Source organism: Pectobacterium peruviense (genome assembly GCF_002847345.1).
Taxonomy (GTDB): Bacteria; Pseudomonadota; Gammaproteobacteria; order Enterobacterales; family Enterobacteriaceae; genus Pectobacterium; species Pectobacterium peruviense.
Map to the genome: position 1 here is coordinate 588,960 of NZ_LXFV01000001.1, position 26,620 is coordinate 615,579.

Annotated in this window: 21 protein-coding genes; 15 read left to right on the top strand and 6 right to left on the bottom strand. The window is 50.6% G+C overall.

The window, feature by feature from the left end; genetic code table 11:
• The first annotated feature begins 102 nt into the window (after positions 1 to 102).
• From folM to A0G03_RS02600, 3 genes are read left to right on the top strand one after another with little or no spacing between them, the layout of a single operon-like run.
• Positions 103 to 825: a dihydromonapterin reductase gene (gene folM / locus A0G03_RS02590; protein WP_048259916.1), complete on the top strand. Its 723-nt coding sequence runs from the start codon at positions 103 to 105 to the stop codon at positions 823 to 825.
• Positions 826 to 855: 30 nt separating this feature from the next.
• On the top strand, positions 856 to 1,371 hold the full coding sequence (locus tag A0G03_RS02595; RefSeq protein WP_113626069.1) for a sigma-70 family RNA polymerase sigma factor: 516 nt from the start codon (positions 856 to 858) through the stop codon (positions 1,369 to 1,371).
• Positions 1,368 to 2,171: an anti-sigma factor family protein gene (locus A0G03_RS02600; protein WP_048259914.1), complete on the top strand. Its 804-nt coding sequence runs from the start codon at positions 1,368 to 1,370 to the stop codon at positions 2,169 to 2,171. The genes A0G03_RS02595 and A0G03_RS02600 overlap by 4 nt, the downstream gene beginning before the upstream one ends.
• Before the next feature lie 50 nt (positions 2,172 to 2,221).
• On the opposite strand, the gene A0G03_RS02605 is transcribed toward A0G03_RS02600, so the two are convergent.
• Together A0G03_RS02605 and A0G03_RS02610 are read right to left on the bottom strand one after the other, a co-directional pair.
• On the bottom strand, positions 2,222 to 2,797 hold the full coding sequence (locus A0G03_RS02605) for a YceI family protein (RefSeq protein WP_048259913.1): 576 nt from the start codon (positions 2,795 to 2,797) through the stop codon (positions 2,222 to 2,224).
• A gap of 145 nt (positions 2,798 to 2,942) precedes the next feature.
• On the bottom strand, positions 2,943 to 4,142 hold the full coding sequence (locus A0G03_RS02610) for an immunity 26/phosphotriesterase HocA family protein (RefSeq protein WP_048259912.1): 1,200 nt from the start codon (positions 4,140 to 4,142) through the stop codon (positions 2,943 to 2,945).
• A 221-nt stretch (positions 4,143 to 4,363) separates the two neighbouring features.
• On the opposite strand from A0G03_RS02610, the gene rstA reads away from it, so the two are divergent.
• From rstA to A0G03_RS02645, 7 genes are all read left to right on the top strand, one after another.
• Positions 4,364 to 5,101 (top strand): two-component system response regulator RstA, encoded by a 738-nt coding sequence (gene rstA, locus A0G03_RS02615; RefSeq protein WP_048259911.1) that lies wholly within the window; start codon positions 4,364 to 4,366, stop codon positions 5,099 to 5,101.
• Positions 5,098 to 6,411, top strand: coding sequence for a two-component system sensor histidine kinase RstB (gene rstB / locus A0G03_RS02620; protein ID WP_048259910.1), 1,314 nt, complete (start codon positions 5,098 to 5,100; stop codon positions 6,409 to 6,411). The genes rstA and rstB overlap by 4 nt, the downstream gene beginning before the upstream one ends.
• A gap of 178 nt (positions 6,412 to 6,589) precedes the next feature.
• Positions 6,590 to 7,060, top strand: a complete 471-nt coding sequence (gene asr, locus A0G03_RS02625; protein ID WP_048259909.1) for an acid resistance repetitive basic protein Asr — start codon at positions 6,590 to 6,592, stop codon at positions 7,058 to 7,060.
• 505 nt (positions 7,061 to 7,565) lie between these two features.
• Entirely contained in the window at positions 7,566 to 7,868 is a 303-nt protein-coding gene (locus A0G03_RS02630) for a type 1 fimbrial protein (RefSeq protein ID WP_048259908.1), read from the top strand.
• 210 nt (positions 7,869 to 8,078) lie between these two features.
• Complete coding sequence (locus A0G03_RS02635; RefSeq protein WP_048259907.1) at positions 8,079 to 8,921, top strand: trypsin-like serine peptidase; 843 nt, start codon at positions 8,079 to 8,081, stop codon at positions 8,919 to 8,921.
• A 470-nt stretch (positions 8,922 to 9,391) separates the two neighbouring features.
• Positions 9,392 to 11,170, top strand: coding sequence for a sensor domain-containing phosphodiesterase (locus A0G03_RS02640; protein ID WP_048259906.1), 1,779 nt, complete (start codon positions 9,392 to 9,394; stop codon positions 11,168 to 11,170).
• 46 nt (positions 11,171 to 11,216) lie between these two features.
• Complete coding sequence (locus A0G03_RS02645) at positions 11,217 to 12,056, top strand: EcsC family protein (protein WP_048259905.1); 840 nt, start codon at positions 11,217 to 11,219, stop codon at positions 12,054 to 12,056.
• Between the two features lie 15 nt (positions 12,057 to 12,071).
• Here the strand turns inward: A0G03_RS02645 and hrpA are convergent, their stop codons facing one another.
• Positions 12,072 to 15,959 (bottom strand): ATP-dependent RNA helicase HrpA, encoded by a 3,888-nt coding sequence (gene hrpA, locus A0G03_RS02650; RefSeq protein ID WP_072062023.1) that lies wholly within the window; start codon positions 15,957 to 15,959, stop codon positions 12,072 to 12,074.
• A gap of 333 nt (positions 15,960 to 16,292) precedes the next feature.
• Here hrpA and A0G03_RS02655 point away from each other — a divergent pair, with 333 nt between their 5' ends.
• A complete protein-coding gene (locus tag A0G03_RS02655) occupies positions 16,293 to 16,898 on the top strand; it encodes an FMN-dependent NADH-azoreductase (protein WP_005972365.1) in 606 nt (201 codons plus the stop codon).
• A gap of 65 nt (positions 16,899 to 16,963) precedes the next feature.
• Here A0G03_RS02655 and A0G03_RS02660 read toward each other — a convergent pair whose 3' ends face one another.
• Positions 16,964 to 17,194, bottom strand: coding sequence for a YnbE family lipoprotein (locus tag A0G03_RS02660; protein ID WP_011093566.1), 231 nt, complete (start codon positions 17,192 to 17,194; stop codon positions 16,964 to 16,966).
• Positions 17,195 to 17,209: 15 nt separating this feature from the next.
• Positions 17,210 to 19,801 (bottom strand): YdbH family protein, encoded by a 2,592-nt coding sequence (locus A0G03_RS02665; RefSeq protein WP_048259903.1) that lies wholly within the window; start codon positions 19,799 to 19,801, stop codon positions 17,210 to 17,212.
• A gap of 372 nt (positions 19,802 to 20,173) precedes the next feature.
• Here A0G03_RS02665 and A0G03_RS02670 point away from each other — a divergent pair, with 372 nt between their 5' ends.
• From A0G03_RS02670 to A0G03_RS02680, 3 genes are all read left to right on the top strand, one after another.
• The gene (locus tag A0G03_RS02670) at positions 20,174 to 21,727 is read left to right on the top strand and encodes a methyl-accepting chemotaxis protein (RefSeq protein ID WP_048259902.1); all 1,554 of its coding nucleotides are present in this window, start codon (positions 20,174 to 20,176) and stop codon (positions 21,725 to 21,727) included.
• Positions 21,728 to 22,212: 485 nt separating this feature from the next.
• The gene (locus A0G03_RS02675) at positions 22,213 to 23,766 is read left to right on the top strand and encodes a methyl-accepting chemotaxis protein (protein WP_048259901.1); all 1,554 of its coding nucleotides are present in this window, start codon (positions 22,213 to 22,215) and stop codon (positions 23,764 to 23,766) included.
• A gap of 119 nt (positions 23,767 to 23,885) precedes the next feature.
• On the top strand, positions 23,886 to 24,878 hold the full coding sequence (locus tag A0G03_RS02680) for a 2-hydroxyacid dehydrogenase (protein ID WP_048259900.1): 993 nt from the start codon (positions 23,886 to 23,888) through the stop codon (positions 24,876 to 24,878).
• 304 nt (positions 24,879 to 25,182) lie between these two features.
• On the opposite strand, the gene A0G03_RS02690 is transcribed toward A0G03_RS02680, so the two are convergent.
• Positions 25,183 to 25,473: a putative hemolysin gene (locus A0G03_RS02690; RefSeq protein WP_048259899.1), complete on the bottom strand. Its 291-nt coding sequence runs from the start codon at positions 25,471 to 25,473 to the stop codon at positions 25,183 to 25,185.
• A 570-nt stretch (positions 25,474 to 26,043) separates the two neighbouring features.
• Between A0G03_RS02690 and A0G03_RS02695 the strand changes: the two genes are divergently transcribed.
• Positions 26,044 to 26,316 carry a hypothetical protein gene (locus tag A0G03_RS02695; protein WP_048259898.1) on the top strand — a complete coding sequence of 91 codons (273 nt, stop codon included), beginning with the start codon at positions 26,044 to 26,046 and terminating at the stop codon, positions 26,314 to 26,316.
• Positions 26,317 to 26,620: the final 304 nt, after the last annotated feature.

Below are 26,620 nucleotides of genomic sequence, written 5' to 3' on the forward strand. Positions count from 1 at the left end.
GCGCACTCCCCTGACGGGTATAAAACCATAAACTGTATAGTGATTTCAGGTATATTGTCACGGTTAGCCCCCTTTTGACTAGCGTGTTGAGGAGACCTAATTGTGACAACTTTTTCTTCTGCTCCCGTGTTAATTACCGGCGGCGCACGACGTATTGGTCTGGCGCTGGCGCGTTCACTTTTAGCTCAGTCGATTCCCGTCATTATCAGCTATCGCACGCCTTATCCTGAATTGGACACGCTAGAGCAAGACGGTGCTGTTTGTCTGGCAGCAGATTTTTCCACTACGGAAAACATCTATGCGTTTGCTGAGAAAATCCGATCACTCACACCACAGCTACGCGCAATTATTCACAACGCCAGCCGCTGGGAGCCAGAAAACCCCACCACGCCACCAGAAAAAACGCTAGCGGACATGCTGCAAATTCATGTCTATACGCCCTATTTACTCAACCAACTGCTCGAACCCTGCCTGCGGGGGCAAGGCATTGCTGGCGCGGATATTATTCATCTAACGGATTACGTGGTTGAAAAAGGCAGCGAGAAGCACATCGCCTATGCTGCCAGCAAAGCGGCGCTGGATAATATGACGCGGTCGTTTGCCCGTAAGCTGGCACCGGAAGTGAAGGTCAACGCCATTGCTCCCAGCTTAATCCTGTTTAAGGAACAGGATGACGACGCATATCGACAACAGGCGCTGGAAAAGTCATTGATGAAAATCGCGCCCGGCGAAGAGGAGATTGTCCGACTGGTGGATTATCTATTCAGCAGCCGCTACATCACTGGGAAAACGTTGGGCGTTGATGGCGGACGGGCATTGCGCTAAGACATTGAGTCGTCACGTGAGGATAAGAAAATCACTACCAGTGAAGTTCGCCAGCAGCTTACTGCACACCTAACACGCCTGTGGCGCTATGGGCTAGTTCTGTCGCGCAGCCACGAGGTTGCCGAAGAGTTAGTCCAGTCTACCTGCGTTCGTGCGCTTGAAAAGAGTACACAATTTACCCCAGGCACCCGAATCGACAGATGGCTGTTCTCCATTCTCCACTCAATATGGATTTCCGAACTGCGCGCCCGCCGCGTACGTCAGGGGCAAGGATTTATCGAAAGCGAGGAATTGCTGGCTCCAGATACCCATGAACGGGATAACGATCGTCTGCATTACCAGAAAATAATGCAGCGAGTCAGCGCACTGCCAGAAGCACAGCGCAACACCGTATTTTTAGTTTATGTCGAAGGGTTTACCTATCAGGAGGCGGCAGACACGCTGTCAGTACCGATCGGCACCATTATGAGTCGACTGGCCGCCGCACGGGGGACGCTGGCTAAATCAGTCGATACCCCGCCCTCTGCAAAGGAGAAACTGTCTTGAAACCCATGCGTTTTACTCCCCCTTATAGTGACGAAGCCATTGTTGCCTGGTTGGATGGCGAGATGGATGAGGCTGATGCACAAAGATTCAAGACACTACTTGAGGGGGACGAACAGCTTGCTGAGCGCACCGCCGAACTGATGAAAAGCCAGCTTGATTTTGAAGAAGCCTTCGCCCCGTTACTCGATAAAGCGCCTGAGGCGAAGATGCAGGCCAGGCTTGAGGCATTAGTAACGACAGCGCCAATACCCAGCAAACCTTCATCTCACACGGGAGTCAGTCGCCGCTCGCTGATTGCTGCTTCCCTCAGTTTTCTAGTGATTGGCTCAGGACTAGGCTACTTCGCACGTTCGCCCCAGCTCATTCTCAGCGACGGCGAGAAAATTCGCGATCTTGAAGCCCAGTACATGTCTCTTTACAGCGCTAAAACGCTACTCGATGCGGACAGCTCCGCACAGACCTTGCAGAGTGGGCTGTCTCGAACTGCCCAAGACATAGGATTGTCTCTCAATGAACAACAACTGACGCTTCACGACGCAGAGTTGAAAATGGTACGTCTGCTGAGCTATGACAATACGTCAATTGCGCAGATTACCTGGATGCATGCTAAATATGGGCCGATGGCACTGTGTATTTCCCCTGAGCATCAGGCGACTGCCACTGCGCTTAACAATGAGCAACGCCATGATATGCAGGTTGTCTGGTGGCGCGATCGCGGCTATCAGTTCGTATTAATTGGTCGTAGCCCTGTTACGCCGCTAACGGAAAGTGCGCTCAGGTTACAAGCGTCGCTGGCATAAACAGTGAATACCCTCCACGCATGGACAACTCCGCGCGTGGGGGCAAATATTTATACGTTGCGTCGGGCTTTCGCCTGAATTTCAATATTAATCGCTACGCGATCGTCCACTACCCCGGTAAACCGATCCATATTAAAAGATGAGCGCGAGATAGCGGTGGTGGCATGAAGAAATAACGCCCCCTCATTGGATGAGGTTCCCCCATGTTCTTCAAGCGTGGCTTCCAGAATTACCGGACGTTGGACGTTTTTTACCGACAGTGAACCAAAAACCCGAAAGTGACCATGACCCAGCGCCACAACTCTGCTGCTGGTGAAAGTAATCGCGGGATAGTGTTCAGCATCAAAAAACAGGCTGCTTTTTAACTGATAGGTCAACAGGCTGTTGGAAGCCTGTAGCGTCGTGATGGGGATTTTCACATCAATACGGTCATTTATTTCCTTTTCAGCATCCAGTGTAATGTTACCCGTCACGCCGTCGAGAGAGGCCTGTGACGGGTGTCCAAATGCTTGCCATGAAAGCCCAATAACCGTGTTATCAGTAGCAACGGTGTAGTTAAGCGGCATAGCGTGCAACAGTGGGCTGATGAGCAGCCCGAAGGCCAGTACAGGAACGATGCGAGTCATAATAGGATTCTCCTCAGAATAGACAACGCGTAAACGCTCCAGAGCACGACTTTATTCGGACACGTTTCACTATTTCTGTTCATTCTGAGGAAAAAGTCTGGCGAGCTTTGCATTAGCAACCCGCTCAACAAGATTGCTGACGCGATTACGACCCTTTTTTCTTCGCACGGCCCTTGCGCTGGTAGGCTTTATGCTCGACAACATATGTCAGGTAGGCGGCGCGCGTCATCCCGCCAGTATGTTGGGCAAACGCATCGTAAGTCGTCTCAGGTGGAAAACCAAACTCAGCCAATACCTGTTCCCATACTTCACGGTGTTCTGGGTTGAGTAGCGTTTTATCCCAGTCCGGGAACCCGCTATCGACAAAACAGTCGGCTGACACGCTGCTGTAAGCACCATTGTTCATATAGTTGCGCCCGGTTTTCAACGCCGTATCCTGACTGGCTTTACTGATCGAACTCGGTCCCCACGACAGACGATAGTCGCTTTTCTGTGCGCTGATGCTTGAGCCATAGCCAACGGGAAACAGGATGTCCTCTTCCGACAACATTTTCGATCCCACATATTCGTAGTTGCCACGCAGGAAAGCGTTATCCATAACAATCCAGCATTTGTCGGACAAAGGCGAGGCAACAATCTCCGACAGCGATGGATTACGCTCGGTCGTGCGGAAAAGGTAAGGCCGAACAAACAGCGGCATCGTCATCACATCATTCCAGATGCTATGTTCAGCAAACAGCTCGTCCTTTTGCATCTGGCGCAGGTTGCCAATAACCAAAACATAGCCATCGGTATGTAAATCTATTTCCACCCGAAAGATATCGCCTGGAATGGTTTTATGTTGCTGGTTTTTTGTACGAGTTAACCGATCCAGCTTATCCGCATAATCAGCGGGTAAACGCTCGTGATAAGATTTCAACCATTCGACAATGTCTTCTTTACGGGTCAAATCGCGGCATTCCGGCAGAGGCAGTCGGACAGAGTTTCGATAATTACTGACGTTAATATAACCGTGGCTTCCCGAGTTCAGCGTTCTGACACCCGCCGAAAACACAATGCCGTCAGCGATTACGCTGGAAACGCTGGTGTAAGTGAGTTTTTTCTCTTTACCGCGTGCCGTTCTTGGCAGAATAACCTCACGCCCACGCGTCTGAATAATGACATCGTCTTCCTGATAGCTTAACTCGGTGACCGTAATACGCTTACGGATCGTATCGCCATCGAAACAGACAAAATAGCCATCACGGACGGTTAAAATATCCCATTCGGCCGATAACGGTTCCAGCCCAAAATAAGGACGTAAGGCTTCCTGCATCCAGCTAGTTATCAGGTCAATTGGTTTCATCTTCAGTACGGTTCCCAGTGAAGTATTCAGTAATGATGTCGTAGCCGTTCTCGGTAAACGACGAGAATCGGGCGTAATACTGCCTAAAAAAGACACGCACCGCAGCTTATCTAATTTTGATAGGTAAACAAATACTTAACACCCATTTACGCTTCCCTTCTCGTTTATCACCTATCATCAAGCTATGCTATGCGTAGTGAGACGGGGATGACGTAGATACCATGCATAAGATTGTTTTTATAGAAGATGATACTGAGGTTGGAAAATTGATTGCCGCCTACCTCGGCAAGCATGACATTGATGTTCAGGTTGAAGCACGAGGCGATCAGGCATTAGCCTTTATTGAGCAACAGCAGCCCGATCTCGTGCTGCTAGACATTATGCTGCCCGGCAAAGACGGGATGACTATCTGCCGTGAATTGCGGCCACAGTACAGCGGTCCGATTGTGCTGCTGACGTCACTCGACAGCGACATGAATCATATTCTGGCACTGGAAATGGGTGCCGATGATTACATTCTGAAAACCACACCGCCAGCGGTCTTGCTTGCTCGCCTGCGCCTGCATTTGCGGCAATACGCTACGGCACCACAAACGGTGGCAGAAAATGCAACGCCCGCCGCGTTGCAGGTGCATAAATCGCTACACTTCGGCCTGCTCTGCATCGACCCAGTCAATCGGGAAGTGACATTAGGGCAAGAGCACATCGTGTTATCGACCGCCGATTTCGATCTCCTTTGGCAGTTGGCAACCCATGCTGGCCACATCATGGATCGCGATGCGCTGCTGAAAAATCTGCGCGGCGTGACCTACGACGGCATGGATCGCAGTATTGACGTCGCTATTTCCCGCCTGCGCAAAAAACTGTACGACAACCCGCTAGAGCCGTTCCGTATCAAAACGGTACGCAACAAAGGTTATCTGTTCGCCCCCAATACCTGGGAGAGCGTCACGCTATGAGAAAGCTGTTCGTCCAGTTTTTTCTATTGCTGTTCGCCTGCTTTGTCGTGATGACACTACTGGTCGGGCTGGTTTATAAGGTGACGGCTGAACGCGCCGGACGTCAGTCCATGGATGACCTGATGAAAAGCTCGCTGTATCTCATTCGTAATGAGCTGCGCGCTATTCCGCCCCGCGAGTGGCATAAAACTATCAGCCAGCTCGATTTAAATCTGTCGTTCAAATTGCACATCGAGCCGGTGAGTAAATACGCGCTGAGCCCCAAGAATCGGCAGCGTCTGAATCAAGGGGAGATCATTGCGCTGGACGACGAGTACACCTTTATCCAACGCATCCCTCGCAGCCATTACGTTCTCGCCGTCGGCCCTATTCCTTATTTGTTCTTCCTGCACGAAATGCGGCTGCTGGATTTACTGCTGGTGATGCTCATCGGGCTGTCGCTGGCGTTGCCGGTTTTCCTCTGGATGCGGCCACATTGGCAGGCCATGCTAAAGCTGGAGAACGCCGCGCAGCGTTTAGGGGATGGTCATCTGGAAGAACGTATTCACTTTGATAGCACCTCAAGCCTGTTTCGGCTGGGCATTGCCTTCAACCGGATGGCAGATAACCTGAACCAGCTCATCAACAGTAAAAAGCAGTTGATTGACAATATCGCGCACGAACTGCGTACGCCGTTGGTCAGGCTGCGCTACCGACTGGCGATGAGTGACAACCTGACGGAAGACGAGCAACAGGCATTAAATCGGGATATTGGTCAACTTGAAGCGCTGATTGATGAACTGCTGACCTATGCCAGACTCGATCGTCCACAGGTGACGCTGCATCTTACCGATATTGATATTCCTTCGTGGCTACAGGCAAAAGTTGACGATTTTAGGCTGATCCACTCTGACAAGCGTATCTCGCTGGACATGCCTCATTCGGCACAGATTGGTGCGCTCGATTTGCGTCTAATGGAGCGGGTTCTGAATAACCTGATCGGCAACGGGTTGCGTTTCTGCCATAGTCAATTGCATATCAGCCTGACGTCCGACGCCGACCATATTGCTTGTCTGCAAGTCGAAGATGACGGCCCCGGCATTGCACCCGAAAGCCGGGAAAGCGTTTTTGAACCGTTTGTCCGCTTAGAGGCAGGTATCGAAAACAGCAGCGGTGGATGTGGGCTCGGATTGGCGATTGTTCATGCTATCGCGCGGGCTTACGAAGGCAGCATTATCGTGGATGAAAGCCCGCTCGGCGGTGCCCGTTTCCGCTTCTGCTGGCCGGTAAAAACCACAACGACCCAGGCCCCCATCACCATTCAGCACTAGCGCCGAGACAGCGGTAATCCCGCTGTCTTTTAATGTATTTATCACCCTTCCAGACTTGTACATTAGGTTACACGCCGAAACCAATCACTCACTGAAGCCGCCCTCGGTTTCTCCTATTCTCTCTTCAACGGCCCGCGTGAGGGTCACGAAACGTGAATGAGATAACGAGGAAATGATGATGAATAAAGTATTAGTTATGATCGCAGGTGCGGCACTGGGTCTGTCCTCTGTAGCGTTTGCCGCGGATACCGTAACCAGCGCACCTATTCAGCCTTCTGCAACCACCACGACCTCTGCTCCGGCTAAAGCCGTTCACCATAAAAAGCAGATGAAGAAAGCGAAACCAGCCGCTGAACAGAAAGCACAGGCTGCCAAGAAACATGTGAAAAAAGCTAAACCAGCTCCTGCACAGAAAGCACAGGCTGCCAAGAAACACGTGAAGAAAGCTAAACCAGCTCCTGCACAGAAAGCACAGGCTGCTAAGAAACACGTGAAAAAAGCGAAACCAGCTCCTGCACAGAAAGCACAAGCTGCAAAGAAACACGTGAAAAAAGCGAAACCAGCCCCTGCACAGAAAGCACAGGCTGCCAAGAAACACGTGAAAAAAGCTAAACCAGCAAAACCAGCTACCACCACGCCAGCGGCGTAATCGGTTAGCACCGCTCCTTCCCTCATCGGGAAGGAGTCACTTCTGGTTAGCCCGAGTTTGCATCACGTCACTCAGGGCTTATCGCAGTAGACATTATCAAACACCCGGTTTACCGGGTGTTTATTTCATAGGGGGACGGGAGAATGATGCGGCGTTACTCATTTGAAATTATGTTATCTCTTGTTCTGCTCTGTGGCGTTATTACTCTGAGTTTTTTTCTTTAGTCTGCAGTAAGCGTATCACAGTCTTTATTAATCACACGGTTACCATCAAACCGTTATTGAACGCCAAGTTCCATACGCAGAGAAAGCGTAATCTCGATATGGCACACCCTTCAATAAACAATTCATGTCATCCCCTTCGAACTCAGTCTGAGTGATATCACCAAATAATAGAATGTCGAAAAAATTAGATATCGATCCAAACAAAAATTTTGGAATAGTAAAGTTTTATCACTCTGCGCCGTTTATATCATTACACTCCGAGCAATACCGAGAACATCATAATGAAAAGAATCCTGCAAATATCTGCCATATTGCTTAGCACTCTGGCTACGACATCGTATACATTCGCGTCCCCCTCTCCGTCAGCCGGTATCATCCGCTTTTCGGGTGCCATCGTCGAACCCGTCTGTGATGTTACAACGCTGTCGAACAACGTGACCGTCAGCTGCGAACGGCAAGGAAAAGTGCAAACGCTACAAATGAAAAACAGCTCACAATACGCTGCCCTACCACAAGGCATCGGTTCCGTGAGTTCAAAAACGTTGAGTTCAGATGCACGTATCGTGATCGTCAGCTACGAATAAGGCTGATGCGCTAAACCGTATGTTGATGCAAAAACGCTACGCCACTTAAGCATGGTGGCGTAGCCTTCGATGCAGTTATGTCATGTCCATCTTTTTACACTCAATAACATTTTAATTCCCCACTCCACACCAACAATTACATCTATAGTTAAGGCAACACGCTATATTTAGCGCTTCAAAATGACTTTTATCATAAGGCCCATTGACGACATGCGCATATCAGCCTGTTTGCTATGTTCATTATCCTTTATTACCCCGTTAAGTTGGGCAGAATCCTCGCCAGCAGACATCGCCGCGCAGAAACAGCAGCAAATCTTATTTTTCAACCACGACGATCGGGATATTGTTCCTGACACGTCGGTCTGGCCGTGGCAGGCAATAGGTCAGTTGGAAACCGCCAGTGGCAACCTCTGTACCGCGACGCTTATCTCTCCGCATCTGGCGCTAACGGCTGGGCATTGCGTGGTCACCCCACCGAAGGGCGAGATAGATAAGCCCGTCGCACTGCGCTTTCTGGCAACAGAAAATGGCTGGCGTTATGAAACAACGGAAATTGAAGCGTTGGCGAATAAAACACTCGCTAAAAAATTAAAAGCCGACGGCGAGGGGTGGATCGTTCCGCCTTCGGCAGCACCGCTGGATTACGCCTTAATTCGGCTGAAACAAACACCGCCAGACATTCGCCCGCTCCCGCTCTGGCAAGGCAGCCGCCAAGAATTGATTCAGGCTTTGAAGGACAATGGTCAACGCGTCACGCAGGCAGGCTACCCAGAAGATCATCAGGAAACACTTTATCGCCATCAGAATTGCTTAATCACCGGCTGGGTTCACCCTGCCGTTATGGCGCACCAATGCGACACGCTGCCTGGCGATAGCGGATCCCCTCTGATGCTGAACTCGGCAGCAGGTTGGGTGCTTATGGGAATTCAAAGCTCAGCACCCGATGCCAGTGAGCGCGATCGGGCCGATAATCGCGCTGTTTCGGTTACCGCCATTCGTCAGCAGTTAGAAACGTTGGCAAAACTCAACTCACCAAAACTTTCACCAAAGTAATGCTAACACCCACTACGCAGAAGCCCCTCAGTCAGGTGGAAATCGCGATTAAGCGATACTGCCTGACGCGGGTCGTTTCCCTTCGGCTTCATGGTATAAAAAAATATCTGTTCTATTCTTATCAGAGGTATAGGTTAATCATCCATATTGTCGCCCCGACAGCGGCGCGGCAATTAACCGGACTTTATTTTATGAAAGAGGTTTTTTTATAATTAGGTTTTCATTTATTCGCAGAGCATTTCTTCAGCTAAATCGGTTATCTCTGCTCGCAAGTAATGGGGAATTATCATAAATGCATATCGTACATTGAACACCGAAAACACGGCTTAAGACAAAAAAGCCACTGTCCCTTAACGGGAAGATAAAGGTGATATAATAAGTTACCTCAATTTTTAGCCTCTATGTTATTGTGTCGCCGTTAAATTAAATTGATGTTGTCGCGGTTATTATTGCGAAAAGGAAGAGTCTACATGTTAAAACATTTGAGCCATGACGAAAAAAAACGCATGCAGACTCTCGATGAATTACAAAAAACCGATATATCTCAAGACGATATTCTTCACAAACTCACGAAAATGGCCTGCCAACTGCTCGAAACTCCCACGGCGCTCGTCACACTAACCGGTTCTAAATCTCTGCATGTTAAGGCAAAAAACCATTTTCCTCTGGATGATATGGATAAAATCGGTTCATTCGACCATTTTACCGTACAAACGGGCCAAGCCTTTGTCTGCCCCGATGCCATTCAGGACGACCGTTTTAACGATAGCCCTTATGTAACTGGCAAGCCTTTTATCCGTTTTTATGCTGGTGTTCCGCTTAAGACCAAAGAAGGCTATGCCATCGGTACGTTCAGCATTATCGATTATGTTCCACGCACCTTCACTAAGGTCCAACTGCGGTTATTACACGATTTAGCCGCTATTGCGATGGTGTTAATGGAATACCGCAATGCGATTGGCCTGATTGATGCAGTGACCCTGTTGCCCAATCGCCAGCGACTGATTGATGACATCAGCCACATTACCGACATTCACGAGAATTACCTGCTTATTCTGATTGATACCATCGACATTTCTTACGCTTATGAAATGGGATGTGCGCTGGGTATGCCAACGGTAGAAGGCCTGCTGAAAGATATCGGGGTCTTTTTACGCCTTAGCTTAAATTCATCAGATAATCTTTACTCTGCCGCTGTAGGCCGTTTCGCACTACTGGTGAAGTCGAACAAGAAAGAACAGGTTCTGGCGGAGCTCGACGCTTGTGCCGAACGGATTCATGAAAGTATCGCCAGCCATATTCCGCTCAAGCTGGAGCTTTTTGTTGGCTATACTGAATTTCAGATTCCGGCCAAAGATCCCCATCAGATCCTGCGCGAATCGATGAGTGCGCTGCGCGCCGCCATCGCCCAGAATATCCGCCAGTTCGCTTACGACACCGAGGCCGATAAGGCGCAACAAATCGCCTTTACCCTACTCAATGAGCTGGCCGATGTGTTACAGAACAATAAGCCGGGTTTGTATCTAGTCTATCAGCCAAAATTAAGCATCAAGACCAATACCGTTATTGGTGCCGAAGCGCTGATTCGGTGGCGTCATCCTACATTAGGTGAGATTTACCCTGACCAGTTTATTCCGCTAGCGGAAGGCACGACGCTAATGCGCCCGCTAACAGACTGGGTCACACGCGAAGCGGCATGTCAGGTGAAACAATGGCGTCAGGAGGGGTTAACCTTCCCCGTGTCGATTAACGTTTCTGCCCGAAATTTTTCCGAAAATGACTTCATCCCGCGCCTCATCGCCATTCTGGAGAACCACGGCCTTACCCCTCAGGACATTGACATAGAGTGTGTCGAAACGCAGAAAATCATCGAAAGCACGGAAACGCTCGCCACCATCCAAACGCTGCAACAGCTCGGATTTACGATCGCGCTTGATGACTTCGGTACGGGGTATAGCAACTTAAGCTATCTGCGTAACATTCCCTCTACGGTGATAAAGCTAGATAAATCACTGATTAAAGATATAAAAACTGACCACAAAAGCCGCGTTATTGTGCAATCCATTATCAGCATGCTGCACAAGCTGGATTACATTGTGCTGGCGGAAGGGGTGGAAAATAAGGAAACACTCGAACATCTGGCTCAGTTTGGGTGTGATGAAGTACAGGGCTACTATTTCTCCCGACCTATCCCACCCGATGCCTTTACCGCCTGGTTAGCGGCGCGCTCGTCACAAACGTCTGCATAACAGTCCCGTAAAACGGGCCATTCAACAAACGGTATGGAGAACGCACATGACTCTTCTTACTTCAGAGGATGAGCTCGCTGTCAGAAATGCCATGGCTCTGCTGGAAGCCCCTTCCTTTGCAATACAGGCGGCGAATCTGGTTGGAAAACCGATTGAATGGAGCCTATCGAAATTACCGTCCATGGTAAAAAACAAAATACAGAATCTCGTTCACGCCGCGCTACACAAAGCGGTAAATGCCGCACTCTATACGCTGGACGATGCCCCTGCTCGCGAAGCGTCGCCAAGGACACATAAGCTAGCCGTCGCCGCATCCGGTGCGGTCAGCGGTTTTTTTGGTGCTGCCGGCCTGTTGGTTGAACTGCCTATCAGCACCACGATCATGATGCGTTCCGTAGCTGATATTGCCCGCAGCGAAGGATTTTCCCTCACTGATTTTTCCGTCAAAGCCGCCTGTGTAGAAGTTTTCGCGCTCGGCGGTACACAAGAAAGCGACGATGCGGCAGATTCGGCTTATTACGCGTCACGCGCCGTACTTGCTGATATCACAAGGCATGCCACACGAGAGTTGATCGGGCTTGCAGGAAAGAAAAGCGCGGAGAAAGCGTCGGCGAGGGTAACCACTGCACAGGCAGGGAAAACACTGGCAAAACTGATTGATGTGGTCGCCACCAGACTGGGTGTCACCATGACGGAAAAAATGGCCGCGCAGATTGTCCCCGTAATCGGAGCCGCCAGCGGCGCTGCCATTAATACGCTTTTTATTCACCACTATCAAAACATGGCGAAAGGTCATTTCATCATAAAACGTCTGGAGCAGCAGTATGGCGAAGAGGCGATCAGGTCGGCTTACCTTGAGCTAAAAAAGCCATCATCGCCGACCTGATGTGATAAAGAGAGATTACCCTTCTACCTGCTCCATCGCTTGTAATACGCGCTTATCCGAGATCGGGAACGGCGTCCCTAGCTGCTGGGCAAAGTAGCTGACGCGCAGCTCTTCAAGCATCCAACGCACCGCTTTCACATCGTCGTCATCGCGTCGTTCCGCAGGCAGCTTATTCCACCACTGCTGCCACGCCTGCTGAACCTGTTCCACTTTCAGCATCTGCGCCCTGTCACGGTGAACATCCTGCGCCAGCTTCTCCAAACGTCGCTCTATCGCGTGCAGATAACGCAGCACGTCCGGCAGGCGCTGCCAGCCGTTTTCGGTCACAAAGCCGCGGAACACCAAGCCGCTCATCTGGCTTTTGATATCACTTAACGCCAGCGCCATCGCCATATCGACACGGCCTTTCAGACGCTTGTTAATGGTGAAGACGGCCGTCAGGATTTGCTCAACCAGCTTTGCGATATCAACCACCGTGTCGTTCAGCTCTGCGCGTACTTTCTCATGCAACTGCTGGAAGGCGTCTTCCTGCCAAACGGGGCCACCGGATGACGCAATCAGTTTGTCCACCGAACAGGCGATACAATCATCGATGAGATCCAGCACTTTGCCGTACGGGTTGAAATAGAGGCCGAGTTTCGCCTTATTCGGCAGTTTTTCATGCAGGTATTTGATCGGCGAAGGAATATTCAATAACAACAGACGGCGCAGCCCTTGTCGCATTACCTGCTGCTGCTGGTGCGGCGTGTCAAACAGGCGAATCGCTACGCTATCCTTTTCATCAACCAACGCGGGATAGGCTTTGACAGAATAGCCGCCACGCTTCTGTTCATAACAATCCGGCAGCGAACCAAAACTCCAGACGTGCAGGCCGCGTTGCTCTAAACCGTCATCCACCACGGATGACAGCGTTTGTTGCACTTTATCCTTGAGATGGTCTTTCAGCGCGTTCAGGTCTTTACCTTCCCGCTGCGTCCTGTTTTTCTCATCGAGGACGCGGAAGGTGATTTTCAGATGATCGGGCACCTGATCCCACTGCCACGCTTCACGCGGCACCGTGACGCCCGTCATCAGCCGCAGTTCGCGTTCCAGCGCATCCAACAACCCTTTTTCCAATGGCGTGGTGCGCGCCAGAAACGCCTCTGCATAATTCGGCGCAGGGACAAAGTTACGGCGTAACGGCTTAGGCAACGATTTAATCAGCGCGATCGTCAGTTCGCGACGCACGCCGGGAATCTGCCACTCGAAGCCCTCTTCACGCACCTGGTTGAGGATAGGCAACGGAATATGTACCGTCACGCCATCCGCATCCGCACCCGGCTCAAACTGATAAGACAGGCGCAATTTGAGATTGCCCTGATGCCAAAAGTTCGGGTAGTCCAGCGCGCTCACTTTCTCCGCACCGTCTTTGATCAACATGCTCTTTTCAAAATTAAGCAGGTCGGCGTTGTCGCGGCTGGTCCCTTTCCACCACTGGTCAAAATGACGCGACGACACAACATCATGCGGTAAACGCTGATCGTAGAAAGCAAAAAGCGTTTCGTCGTCTACCATAATGTCGCGACGGCGCGATTTATGCTCTAAATCCTCTACCTCAGCCAGCAGCTTGAGATTGGCGCGGAAAAAGGCGTGATGCGTTTGCCAATCACCTTCCACCAGTGCGTGACGGATGAACATCTCACGCGCCAGCGTCGGATCGATTGGGCCATAGTTCACCTTGCGCGCTGCGACAATCGGCAGCCCGAAGAGTGTCACCTTCTCCTGTGCCATCACCGTGCCCTGCGCTTTCTCCCAGTGAGGATCGCTATAGCTCCGTTTAATCAGATGCTGAGCCAGCGGTTCGATCCATTCCGGCTCAATACGCGCGGCAATACGACCCCACAGGCGGCTGGTTTCCACCAGTTCGGCCACCATCGTCCACTTGGGCGGTTTTTTGAATAACCCGGATCCAGGGAAAATAGCAAATCGGGCGTTACGCGCGCCGCTGAACTCTTGTTTCTCAATATCTTTCTGCCCGATATGCGACAGCAAGCCAGTGAGCAACGCACAGTGAATACTCAGGTAGTCGGCCGGTTCGCTGTTGACCGGTAGCCCCAATTCTTTCACTACCTGACGCAGTTGCGTGTAGATATCTTGCCATTCGCGAACGCGCAGGTAGTTAAGGAAATCCATGCGGCACTGACGACGGAACTGGCTGGAAGACAGCGCCTTCTGTTGCTCACGCAGATAGTCCCACAGATTGACGAAAGCCAGAAAATCCGAATCTTTATCGGCAAAGCGGCGGTGTTTTTCATCCGATGCCTGCTTCTTATCCATCGGCCTTTCACGCGGATCTTGAATCGACAGTGCGGCAGTAATCACCATGACTTCGCGCACACAGCCCGTTTTACGTGCTTCCAGCACCATGCGCGCCAAACGCGGATCGATTGGTAATTGCGCCAACTGTTGCCCTTGCGGCGTCAGATGGTAGTGCCCATTCTCCGCGAGATGAATCGCACCCAGCTCCTCCAGCAAGCGCACGCCGTCCTGAATGTTGCGCTTATCCGGCGCTTCAACAAACGGGAACGCGGCGATATCACCGAGCCCCAGTGACGTCATTTGCAGAATGACGGAGGCCAGATTGGTGCGAAGAATTTCGGGATCGGTAAATTCGGGCCGCGACAGGAAATCCTGCTCGGAATAGAGGCGGATACACACCCCGGCGGCAACGCGACCACAGCGCCCTTTACGCTGATTCGCCGACGCCTGCGAGACGGGCTCAATCGGCAGGCGCTGCACCTTGGTGCGGAAGCTATAGCGGCTGATACGCGCGGTACCCGGATCGATCACATAGCGAATCCCCGGCACGGTTAACGACGTTTCCGCCACGTTGGTCGCCAGCACAATGCGACGGCCGTGATGTGACTGAAAGACACGATTCTGTTCCTGATTCGACAAGCGCGCGTACAGCGGGAGAATCTCGGTATGCGGCAAATCCAGACGCGTCAACGCCTCTGCCGTATCGCGAATTTCACGTTCTCCGCTCATGAAGACCAGAATGTCACCCGGCCCTTCGCGCGTCAGCTCATCGACTGCATCAAAAATCGCCTGTAGCTGGTCGCGCTCGCTGTCGTCAGCGTCTTCCACTACAGGACGATAGCGCACATCCACTGGATACGTCCGGCCCGACACTTCAATGATCGGCGCATTATTAAAATGGCGGGAGAAGCGCTGCGGATCGATGGTAGCCGACGTAATAATCACTTTTAAATCAGGGCGCTTTGGCAACAGCTGGCGCAAATAGCCCATAATGAAATCGATATTCAGGCTACGTTCGTGCGCTTCATCGATAATCAGCGTGTCATACTGCATCAACAGGCGATCCTGCTGAATTTCAGCCAGTAAAATACCGTCGGTCATCAACTTGACCAGCGTATTGTCACCAACCTGATCGTTAAAACGGACTTTATACCCGACGCTGCCGCCCAGCGGCGTTTCCAACTCTGCTGCAATGCGGTCGGCAACGGTTCTGGCAGCCAGACGACGCGGCTGCGTGTGGCCAATCAAGCCATGCACACCGCGCCCCAGTTCGAGACAAATTTTCGGCAACTGCGTGGTCTTACCCGACCCCGTCTCGCCTGCGACGATAATCACCTGATGATGGCGCAGCGCCTCCAGTATCTCGTCTTTTTTCTGGCTAACGGGAAGCTGTTCAGGGTAGTGAATCGCCGGACAGTTTGCCCGCCGGTTCTCGACTTTCTGGCGTGCGGCGGCGATTTCCCCCTCAATTTCCTGAGCGATGGCGGCCTGAGCCTGCGGGCTGCTGACCTTCGCGGCGCCCTGCAAACGGCGGCGCAAACGTTGCCGATCGCGAAGCATTAGCTCACTTAACTGCGTAGATAATGCACTGAGAGGTGATTTCACGTTGCTCTTCCTTAATCGTTTTCTAATTCTTTTCTCTGTCGGGACGATGATCGCCACCGAATCTGGCTCAAATGAACCTAACCTGATTTTAAGGCACTGAATTTTTAAGCCGTGGATAGTAGCACATTGTCATAAACGGCTCTAATAGCACCGCCCTGTCTTATAAAGACCGGATTTATGTCAGTACGGTCTTATGCAGGAACTGTCTTATTCAAGAAAATCGAATAAAGACCTCGAATATTTGCACTTTTCACTTTCCAAAGCACCGCATAAGATGTGACACATCAAAGGGCGTTATGTTGTCGCCCACTTCAATCACTAAAGGAATTGGCAATGAGCAAAGTATTGGTTCTGAAATCAAGCATTCTGGCAGGTTATTCTCAGTCAAACCAACTGGCCGACCACTTCACCACCCAGTGGCAGTCTGCACATCCAGACGATAGCATCACCGTACGCGACCTGGCCGCTCAACCGATTCCGGTTCTTGATGGTGAATTAGTCGGCGCACTGCGTCCTTCCGATGCCACTCTGACTCCGCGTCAGCAGGAAGCACTGAAACTGTCCGACGACTTAATCGCTGAATTGCAGGCACACGACGTGATCGTGATCGCTGCTCCAATGTATAACTTCAACATTCCTACCCAGTTGAAGAACTACTTCGACTTGGTGGCACGTGCGGGTGTAACGTTCCGCTACACCGAGCAAGGCCCTGAAGGTCTGGTGAAAGGCAAACGCGCTATCGTATTAACCAGCCGTGGTGGTATCCATAAAGGTACACCAACCGACCTGCTTGAACCGTACCTGCGTGTGTTCCTCGGCTTCCTCGGTCTGACTGACCTTGAGTTCGTGTTCGCTGAAGGCTATGGCTACGGCCCAGATGTGGCACAGAAAGCGACCGAAGACGCGAAAACACAGCTGTCCCAACTGGTCACCGCATAACGAACCATTATTCATCGCGAATAAGTGTTACCGACCTTGCCATTATATTGACTTAATTGGCTTAATTATTGCGCGCCTTCCGGCGCGCTTTTCTTTATCTCATCACCTGCCGCATTGTCGGATCTTTCCAGCAGTTGCGTCGCTTCTTTATCCGCTTTGATGTGAATCTCATGCTCGATCTTCACATTCATATTGATGGTGATCGGTTCTTTGGGCGCGGCAACCTCAATGCGCGGCACACATCCCGTCAGGAAAGCTACCGTGCAACACACCAGCACTGTCTCGCTTTTATTCATTGTTCTGCCTTGAGTTTATTCATTCGCTTGCTGTTCCAGCGTATCCCGCAAATTATCGCCAAAGCGCAGACTGCGCCATAATTGGAAAATATTCTCCTGATGACGATAGTTAAGAGTAACCTGTCGCTTCGCACTGAGCTGCGGGTTTTTCCCCTGCACCCGCGATGTTAATGTCAGCTCACCTTGGTTATTCAGGTCAAGCGTGGCATAAGAGCGCCCGATTTCCAGATAGCGCAACCAACCAATCGCCGCACCGCCCGCCAAACTTTTACTCGCTAACTCATCTGCCAGTTGGTTATCCAGTCGCAACGTCAGGAAACCATCATTGGTAATTCGTCCACCTGCAATCAGCATGGTCGGATGATTAAAATTCAGCGGAAGTGTGCCACTTACCCTCCCAGACAGCGCAAGCTGCTTTTGCTTCAACACGGTGATCAGTTCGCTGAGATCGACACTTTTAACGGCAAGCAGTGCCGATTCCCGCTGCGGCCAACGCAGCGTCGACAGGCCGACATGCCCATTCAATACATCCATATCAGCCTGAGACATCACCAAAGGCCGTCGCTCACTGTACGGATAGAAGCCCTGTAGATCGACGCGAATATTACTCATCCGAAACAGGTTATCCAACACGTCGATTCGCAGCGTGACGGGCTGCTTGACGCCCAGTTGCCAGCGCTGATCTTTCAGACGGTAAGGCAGCACAAAATTTACCCCGCTGACTTCGCCATCCTGTAACCACAGCCCGCCATTTTTCACGACCCAATGCCCACCCGCGCTGAATCCTTCTTTACGTGCAGCGGAAAATGCCGCCTGTGCGTAAAACTGTCCGGCGCGGATGTTCATTTTCAACAATGGGGAAAGCAGAGGCTGAAACACCTTAAGCGGCTGTGTTGGCCACCATGCGCCACCGCGCAGCCGCTCACCATCCCAGCGTCCGCGCAGCCTGACCGGCCCGATATTCTCAGCCTGTAGCTGCCCCTGTAGCTGAAAGTCATTCGGGCTGCGCCCCTGCATTTCCAGCGTTAACAGTGAAGGCGGTAAATAGCCACCGTTACTGAAGTGCGCTCGCTCGGAGGCCAGTTGCAGCGCCCCTTGAAAATGCTCGCCTGAACGGGCGCGTTGCCAGCGGATCGGCTCAGTAATCGTCAGGCGAGGCTGGTGAACCGTCACAATGCCATAGCCCAATTGGTCCAACCCACTCGACAGTTGACTCACTTCAATCAGCGTATCCTGCCAACGACCTCGACCGGCTACGTCCCACTGTCCTTTCAACGGCGGCAAGTGTCCACTGCCCCAGTAGCGCCATTGCCACTGTCCTTGATCCGGCCAGAAATCCTGCGCCTGCCCGTCAAGGTGCAGATTAAAGCGTCCCCAGTATTCTTCCCGCGCCTTCACAATCGCCTGTAGCCGCCCATTCACACCCGTCGCACTGACTCTGACGCCAGCCAGCGGCCAACGAGCTTCTTCAAGATAAACCTGTGGTGCGGGCGTTCCCCAGGCACGTAGCAGCGCGCCCGGTAAAAGAGAGAGTTCGGGATTGAGAATAGAACCCTGCAAAATCCCCGGTAGCGTCGCCGTCAGGGAGAGCGCCGGTAAGTTAGCCTGTCCGGTAAGCTGAAAGCGCAATTCACTGTTGAGCAAACCGATATTGCCCGGCCCCAGCACCAACACAGCGTTAGCCTTGCCGTTATGCCCTTGCGTCAGCATATTCAACCGCGCATTAATCGTGGTGGCATCCAACCCTTGCCGCCAGTGCTGTAATGTCATCGCTAGTTGCCCAGAAAGTGGCTGCTCCGCATAAGGCCAGCGCCAGACGCCGTTAGTGACCTGAATAACGTCATCCGTCAGTTGCCACGGCAGCGAGATTAGCGGCGTCTCATCATTCGCGGCATTCAGCACCAGTTCGCCTTGCTGATTATGCCAATCCAGCAGGAGCGAAAGCGGATCCGGCGTCTGCCCTGAATCCAACTTTCCGGTGAGCCTCCCTCGCACCGGTGCGGCATCCAGCATGTCGGACAACTCCATCTCACCACTGACTTGCAGGCGCACAAACCCCGCAGGCGTGGTGAGCATGCTCTCGTGCAGAGTCAGACGTGTATCATTGAGTTCGGCCTTAAACGCCAACTGATCGCCCTGATAATCGAGCGTTTGTTGCTGTTTGCCATCGCTACTGAATCTCACCTGCCCGGCATAATCCTGCCAGGGCTGTAGCGTAAATGTCTTTACCTGAATATCGGCGGCAGGCAGTCGCTGCTGCCACTGCGATAGCTGCGCCGCGGGTTCAGTGCCATTACCTGCTGGCACATGTTGCAGGCAGTCGCTGTTTAACGTCACAGCATCAATATCGGCATGCCACCGCCAGCTACGCCAACGCAACGTCATATTCCGTACGTCAAATAGCGTGCACTCCCCAGCCGTAATACGGAACCCCGCGCTATATAGCCCACCGCCCTGCCAGCCGGGTGCCCCATTCACGGTCAAGGACAGCCCCGTCGGTAACCAGATGTCGGCAAGGCGCGGCAGCCACTGCGGCAGTGTTCGCCAGGAAAGAAACAGCAAGGCAACGGATAGAAAAACGATTGGAAGTGCCTGTTTTTTAATCATTAGAAAATATTAAGCATCCCGTTTAATGTCCGTAAAAACCCGTACTGAATTTATCTGTTGATCATTCACTCAGAAACAGCTCTTTTTTTTAACAAACAACCCTATCCAACTCACATTTCCCCCTATTGTGCGTACAGACTTATAACCCCCTCGTGGTAAAATGTTTAATTGAGGTTATATTTTGTAATGAATCACGTTATCTCATCATGAACAAAGCGTTTCTGGACGGATATCAGGATTATCTCCTTTTGTCCGAATCGCCTTAAAAGAGCAATGAGCAACCTGAACCATTACCGCTATCCGCTGATTCATTGTCGTGGGTATGCCTCATGTTAAATCAGTAATCGGACACAGCATATCAAGGACTGCTTTATGCGTAATAACACCCCTGTCACCGACCATCAACTCCCTCTTTCTGAAAAAACCAGACTCATGTCGGTCACCACGCCAGAAAGTCATATTACCTACGCAAACAAAGATTTTATTGATGTCAGCGGCTATACCACTGATGAGCTGATGGGACAGCCCCATAATCTTATCCGACACCCGGATATGCCACCAGCCGCCTTCGCGGATATGTGGAAAACACTGCGTGCGGGCAATATCTGGACGGGGATTGTAAAAAATCGGTGCAAAAATGGCGATTATTACTGGGTGAAATCCAGCACCACGCCGTTGAGAAAAAGCGGTGAGATTACCGGTTATATGTCTGTGCGAACCGCCGCGTCACCCGATGAAATCCGTCAGGCCGAGGCGCTCTATGCCAGTGCGAACGAAGGTAAACTGAAATACCGCACGTTCCATCACGGTCTGCTGATTTTTACTGGGCCGTTGCGCATCTTGAGTCTTTTTAAAACCATGCCACTACGCTGGCGCATCCGCAGCTATTTTCTGCTCTTTAGCCTGATTCCATTAATCGCCGCCTATTCTCTGTTGGCAGGAACGGTATTAGCTTCTGTGCTTTTTCCGCTGCTCATTGCCTGCTGTTTTGTCAGCGGAGAGCTTCTGGTGCACCATGTCGCACGCCCCATCGAACAAATCCTGGCTCAGGCCATGCGTTCCGCTGCCGGACAGGCAGATAATCTAACGCAGCTTAATCGCGTGGATGAGATTGGCATGTTAATGCGCGCGGTAAACCAGTCCGGTATGAATTTCCGCACTTTCGTGGACGATGTGAACACCAATCTGAGCGAGTTGAAAAACGCCTGTAACGAAATCGCGCAAGGCAACCATACGCTAGCACAGTGCTGCGAGGAGACCGAAGAAAGCCTGCAACAAACTGCCGCGTCGGTGGAACAGCTTACCGCAACAATAAAAAGTAATGCAGAAGCCTCGCTTCAAGCGTCTCTCTATACGCAGGATGTGAATCAGGCGGTGAACTCCGGCGAACAGGCCGTCAGCCAGGTCTCCGATACGATGGAGACGATCACCCGCTCCAGCGAGCGCATTACGGATATCGTCAGCGTCATGGATAATCTGGCGTTCCAGACCAACATTCTCGCCGTGAACGCCGCCGTCGAAGCCGCCCATGCCGGAGAACAAGGTAAGAGCTTTGCCGTGGTTGCCAGTGAAGTTCGCTCGTTGGCGCAACGCAGTGCCTCCTCCTCCAGCGATATTTCGACCATTATTGACGAAACGCTGAATAGCATCCGCACCGGCGAACAGCAAGTCTCACACACGCACAAATCTATGAGCAATATTCTGCTTCAGGTTCAGCACGTCACTAATTTGATGAATGAGATCAGCCTCGCAACGCAGGAACAATCGTTAGGGCTGGAGCAAATTAATGAAGCGGTAAATCGCATTGATGAACTCACGCATCAGAATACCGCATTGGCCAGTCAGTCACATTCCGCTACCGATCACCTGCAACAGCAGATATCGAGCATGGTGCAAGCTGCCTCGGTCTTCAGCCTTTCCCGCTAATCTCATCTTTACGGGTGCTCATATCAGGGTACCCGTCTCTTTCTCTTCATATCATTTCCCGCGGCTCTTCAACATGTGTTCCCCACCGTGCAAATTCGCAAAGGCATAATATACTTAGCAAATGAATGCTTTTGGTCATCAGCATGTGTGTTTGCAGCAAGTCTGGTCGGACAACTACTTTCCGAAAGAAAAAATAACGGAAGAAACTAATGAGAATATATAAATCCCTGAGCTAATTATTTCTCAGAAATTGCCGTTAATTAAATAGCATTAATCGCTTTTCAGTTAGCTAATGGATTTAAAAAATATCACGTTTATACCCTGAATAATTCGAGTTGCAGGACAAAACGCTATCGTTTTTGGCAATGTAAAGCGTCAGTCCGTTAGGTCAAAGCTCACCACGGGCCGAGTACTTAAAGACGTCAACGCACAGGCAACTTGAAGAATGACGGGTTTATGCTTGCTTATACTAAAAGGATCAATAAATGCGTAAGAATTTTCCTGTCAGCGATATTCAGTATTTATTAGATGAAAAAGCCAAGCTAATGTCGGTTACGACCACCGATAGTCATATCACGTATGCAAATGACGATTTTATTGATGCCAGTGGTTACGACTTTGAGGAAATCCTCCACCAACCTCACAATATTGTACGTCACCCAGATATGCCTCCGCAGGCGTTTGCCGACATGTGGGCAACGCTGAAGGCAGGTAAAATCTGGACGGCAGTCGTCAAGAACCGCCGCAAGAGTGGCGATTACTATTGGGTGAAGGCCAGTACGACACCGCTGATGAAGGAAGGGAAAATAACAGGATATATGTCGGTGCGAACGCGTGTTTCTCAGGAAGAGATTCGGCAAGCAGAAGCGCTTTATCATCAAATGAATGAGAGTAAATTAAAAAACCGCCGACTCTTTCAGGGACTCTTGATTTATAAAGGGCCGCTAAAATTCCTTAGCTTATTTAACGTCATTCCCGTACGTTGGCGGATAAGAAGCTACGTTTTCTTTTTTATGCTATTCGCGCTTCTTTTCTTACTGGCTACCCTTCCTCTCACTACACCGCTATTAATTTTTGTTTTAGTGCTGCTCACTGGCGCGATAATAACGAGCGAATTATTAGTTCAACACCTAGCAAAACCACTGGAAAAGATTCTACGCCAAGCCATTAATTCTGCATCTGGCCAGGCGGATAACTCATTTCAACTTAATCGAGTGGATGAAGTGGGCATGTTATTACGCGCCGTTAATCAATCCGGCATGAATTTCCGCACGTTTGTCGATGATGTCAACGGCAAACTAGCCGAGCTACGCCACGCCTGCGGCGAGATTGCTTCCGGGAATTACACGCTCAGCCAACGCTGTGAAGATACCGCGCAAAGTTTGCAATCTACCGCGTCATCAATGGAAGAGTTAACGGCAACGATTCAAAGTAATGCGTCTGCTACACAGTTGGCGACACGCTGTGCGAATGATGCCAATCAGGCCGCCGACGCTGGCGAGCAAGCGGTCAGCCAGGTAACAGAGACGATGGCGACAATGACTCGTTCCAGCAAAGAGATCACCGACATCATCAGCGTACTGGATAATCTGGCGTTCCAGACCAATATTCTGGCGCTTAATGCGGCAGTAGAAGCGGCTCACGCAGGGGAACAAGGAAAGAGTTTCGCCGTGGTTGCGGGGGAAGTCCGTATTCTTGCACAGCGTAGCGCAGCAGCCGCAAAAGACATCGCGGAGATTATCGACACCACGATTGCGAATATTCATACCAGCGACAAATTGGTCAACCATACCAGCCAGTCGATGCAAAATATTTTAACTCAGGTGCAGCAGGTTACGCAGCTTGTGAACCAGATCAGCCTGGCGACACAAGAGCAATCGCAAGGCCTAGGGCAGATTAATTCCGCAGTGAACAACATTGATGAATTGACGCGCCAGAATACCATTTTAGCGACACACTCCAGTTCTGCTATCAACAGTCTGGAACAGCAAATTGCTACCATGTCCGAAGCCGTATCGGTCTTCAGCACTCCTCGCTAAATCCGTTCTTACACAGTTATCACCTCTTATTTTCAAACCGTTACTGTCAGTAAGGTAACGGTTTGTCACCGCCCACTTTTCTGATAGCTTAATCTGAGGATTTTTCGGAGAAACTATCAATGAAACTGGCAATTTACAGCACTAAGCAGTATGACCGTAAATATCTGGAACAAGTCAATCAGCAGTTTGGCTATGAACTAGAGTTTTTTGATTTCATGCTGACCTCGCGCACCGCGAAAACAGCGGCGGGCAGCCAGGCCGTCTGCATCTTCGTGAACGATGACGGCAGCCGTGACGTGTTGACCGAACTGGCAGAGTTGGGCATTAAAACGCTGGCGCTCCGCTGCGCAGGTTTCAACAATGTCGATTTGGAAGCCGCTCAGGAGCTGGGCATCAACGTGGTACGCGTCCCCGCGTATTCCCCTGAGGCTGTGGCTGAGCACGCCGTCGGCTTAATGCTGACGCTTAACCGCCGCATTCATCGCGCCTACCAACGTACCCGTGACGCGAACTTCTCTCTGGAAGGGCTAATTGGATTCAATATGCACAACCGGACGGCAGGCATTATCGGCACCGGTAAAATCGGCGTAGCCACCATGCGTATCCTGAAAGGTTTTGGCATGCGTCTGCTGGCCTTCGATCCCTATCCGAATCCGCAGGCGTTAGAATTAGGGGCGGAATATGTCGATCTCAAAACGCTGTACGCCAACGCTGACGTTATTTCTCTGCACTGTCCACTGACGCCAGAGAATCATCACCTGCTGAATCAGGCGGCCTTTGCACAAATGAAGAATGGCGTCATGATTGTCAATACCAGCCGTGGCGGACTGATCGATTCGCAAGCCGCAATCGATGCATTGAAGCAGCAGAAAATTGGCGCGCTGGGTATGGACGTTTATGAAAACGAGCGCGATCTCTTCTTCGCGGATAAATCTAACGATGTAATCCAGGACGATATTTTCCGCCGCCTATCGGCATGCCACAACGTCCTGTTTACCGGACATCAGGCTTTCCTGACCGAAGAAGCGCTGATCAGCATTTCCCAAACCACGCTACAGAACCTAAAAGACATCAGCCAGAATACACCCTGCGCAAATTTGGTTACTCCTTGACCTTCTATACCCTAAATAATTCGAGTTTCAGGCAGGCGGCAAGCGAGGGACAAATTCGTCGGGAACGAATTTGACCAGCCAACGGCTGGCCTCCGGTGAGAGACAGGATGTCTCTCATTTCATCCCGATGAGCTTACTCAGGTAAGTGATTCGGGTGACAAATTTGCCGGGAGCAAATTTGAACGCTGCTTGCAGCGGCCCTTTAGGGCGAGGCCCACGACGGGCCGAGTATTTGAACGCAGCCAACGCACATGTAACTTGAAGTATGACGGGTATATTGCGGCAGTGCAGACTGCCGCAACATTCACCCCGCAGGACAACTTCCATTCATCAGCGATTGTTCGCTACAGCGCTTACCATTGGCTAACTGGCAGGCTCCCATGCTCGCGCCATCAAGCTGCCGAGAGATCGCCATCGTCCCGCCAATCAATGTACAGCTGACGTCAACCGGAGAACTGCTTTTCAGCAACACGGCGGTACTCTTATCATCATTTAGCGTAGCGTCTTGTTGGGCAGCCGCAGTATTTTCACTATGATTACTGCATCCCGCCAGCAAGAGCGCAGCAGCAGCACATAGCCATGGCAACAATTTCATGTTTTGGCCTCGTATCGGATGGACCATAGATTCTGACGCCACATTGGGCACCAAAATCTGACGAATAGACTTTTCAGACAAAGACTATATCCACCACACCCCACATCGGCAACACATCATGAAGTAAAAGCGGCGTCAATCGCCTAAAATCCGCATCACAGAAAGACGACAACGTCGCCACTTGTCGTTTGGAAAGGTGCTCTGGACTCCGAGTTTTTTCGCAATCGGCACTCTTCCATGTACCGCTTTTTAACGAAAATAATAACAGACAATATATCGCCAGTTTTCTATTGAAAGAATCAATATGGCGCAATTAATTTCAAATTGAATCATTTAATTTTAAACGATTAAATTACGGAGGATTTATTTTCTTTCTTCATCAAATACAACATTCACCTTGACAACCTTTATTTACTTTATTGCTATTTTTTCCTTTTATTTATATAAGTAAGGCAACAAATTCAATTGATAAACAAAAATGAATACCATAATCTTATTTTACTGCTCTCCGAAAGACTAATAGAGCATCACAGCAATTAAATTATCAATCAAATTCAATGAGGTGAAATAATGTCAGAACAACTTCTTGGTGGATGGACTGCTTTCCATGATTTGAATGATGCAGATAAAGCGCTTTTTAAATCCACCGTGCATTTACTGGGCGTGGCCTACACACCTTTGTTTGTCGCAACACAGGTGGTATCCGGCACGAACTACTCCTTTCTGACGAAAGGCACGGTAGCGTCTCCAGAAGCACCGCTGAAAATTGTCAAAATCCATATATACAAACCGCTAAGCGGCGATGCGCACATTACTAGAATTGAAGAAGTTCTGCCGCAATAAATAGTTCATGGAATAAATTTCGCTACGGCTAGTTTATTTACCCTACTAGCCGCAGCACCGTTTTACGGGATATTTTCGACTTACCAGAATCGCCTCCTTTCTTACCTTAATGCCCACCCAATGACGTTCCTCTTGATGTGAAAAATCAAGAAAACAAGTGACTGACCTTCAACTAAAACCCGTATTTTTTCTCGGTCACAAACTGTGGTTCCTTCCAATTAGGACCTTTTACAATGGTTCCACTTTTATCCTCAAGGACACCTTTTTGGAACAGTTTATTGTATTTATCAGAAAGTTCACCACT

Coding starts and splice junctions, on each gene's coding strand:
- A0G03_RS02605 (WP_048259913.1), bottom strand. CDS start 2,797: ATGACTCGCATCGTTCCTGTACTGGCCTTCGGGCTGCTCATCAGCCCA.
- A0G03_RS02635 (WP_048259907.1), top strand. CDS start 8,079: ATGCGCATATCAGCCTGTTTGCTATGTTCATTATCCTTTATTACCCCG.
- A0G03_RS02665 (WP_048259903.1), bottom strand. CDS start 19,801: ATGATTAAAAAACAGGCACTTCCAATCGTTTTTCTATCCGTTGCCTTG.
- rstB (WP_048259910.1), top strand. CDS start 5,098: ATGAGAAAGCTGTTCGTCCAGTTTTTTCTATTGCTGTTCGCCTGCTTT.
- A0G03_RS02645 (WP_048259905.1), top strand. CDS start 11,217: ATGACTCTTCTTACTTCAGAGGATGAGCTCGCTGTCAGAAATGCCATG.
- asr (WP_048259909.1), top strand. CDS start 6,590: ATGAATAAAGTATTAGTTATGATCGCAGGTGCGGCACTGGGTCTGTCC.
- rstA (WP_048259911.1), top strand. CDS start 4,364: ATGCATAAGATTGTTTTTATAGAAGATGATACTGAGGTTGGAAAATTG.
- A0G03_RS02670 (WP_048259902.1), top strand. CDS start 20,174: ATGCGTAATAACACCCCTGTCACCGACCATCAACTCCCTCTTTCTGAA.
- A0G03_RS02655 (WP_005972365.1), top strand. CDS start 16,293: ATGAGCAAAGTATTGGTTCTGAAATCAAGCATTCTGGCAGGTTATTCT.
- A0G03_RS02630 (WP_048259908.1), top strand. CDS start 7,566: ATGAAAAGAATCCTGCAAATATCTGCCATATTGCTTAGCACTCTGGCT.
- A0G03_RS02675 (WP_048259901.1), top strand. CDS start 22,213: ATGCGTAAGAATTTTCCTGTCAGCGATATTCAGTATTTATTAGATGAA.
- A0G03_RS02680 (WP_048259900.1), top strand. CDS start 23,886: ATGAAACTGGCAATTTACAGCACTAAGCAGTATGACCGTAAATATCTG.
- A0G03_RS02695 (WP_048259898.1), top strand. CDS start 26,044: ATGTCAGAACAACTTCTTGGTGGATGGACTGCTTTCCATGATTTGAAT.
- A0G03_RS02690 (WP_048259899.1), bottom strand. CDS start 25,473: ATGAAATTGTTGCCATGGCTATGTGCTGCTGCTGCGCTCTTGCTGGCG.
- A0G03_RS02640 (WP_048259906.1), top strand. CDS start 9,392: ATGTTAAAACATTTGAGCCATGACGAAAAAAAACGCATGCAGACTCTC.
- A0G03_RS02610 (WP_048259912.1), bottom strand. CDS start 4,142: ATGAAACCAATTGACCTGATAACTAGCTGGATGCAGGAAGCCTTACGT.
- A0G03_RS02660 (WP_011093566.1), bottom strand. CDS start 17,194: ATGAATAAAAGCGAGACAGTGCTGGTGTGTTGCACGGTAGCTTTCCTG.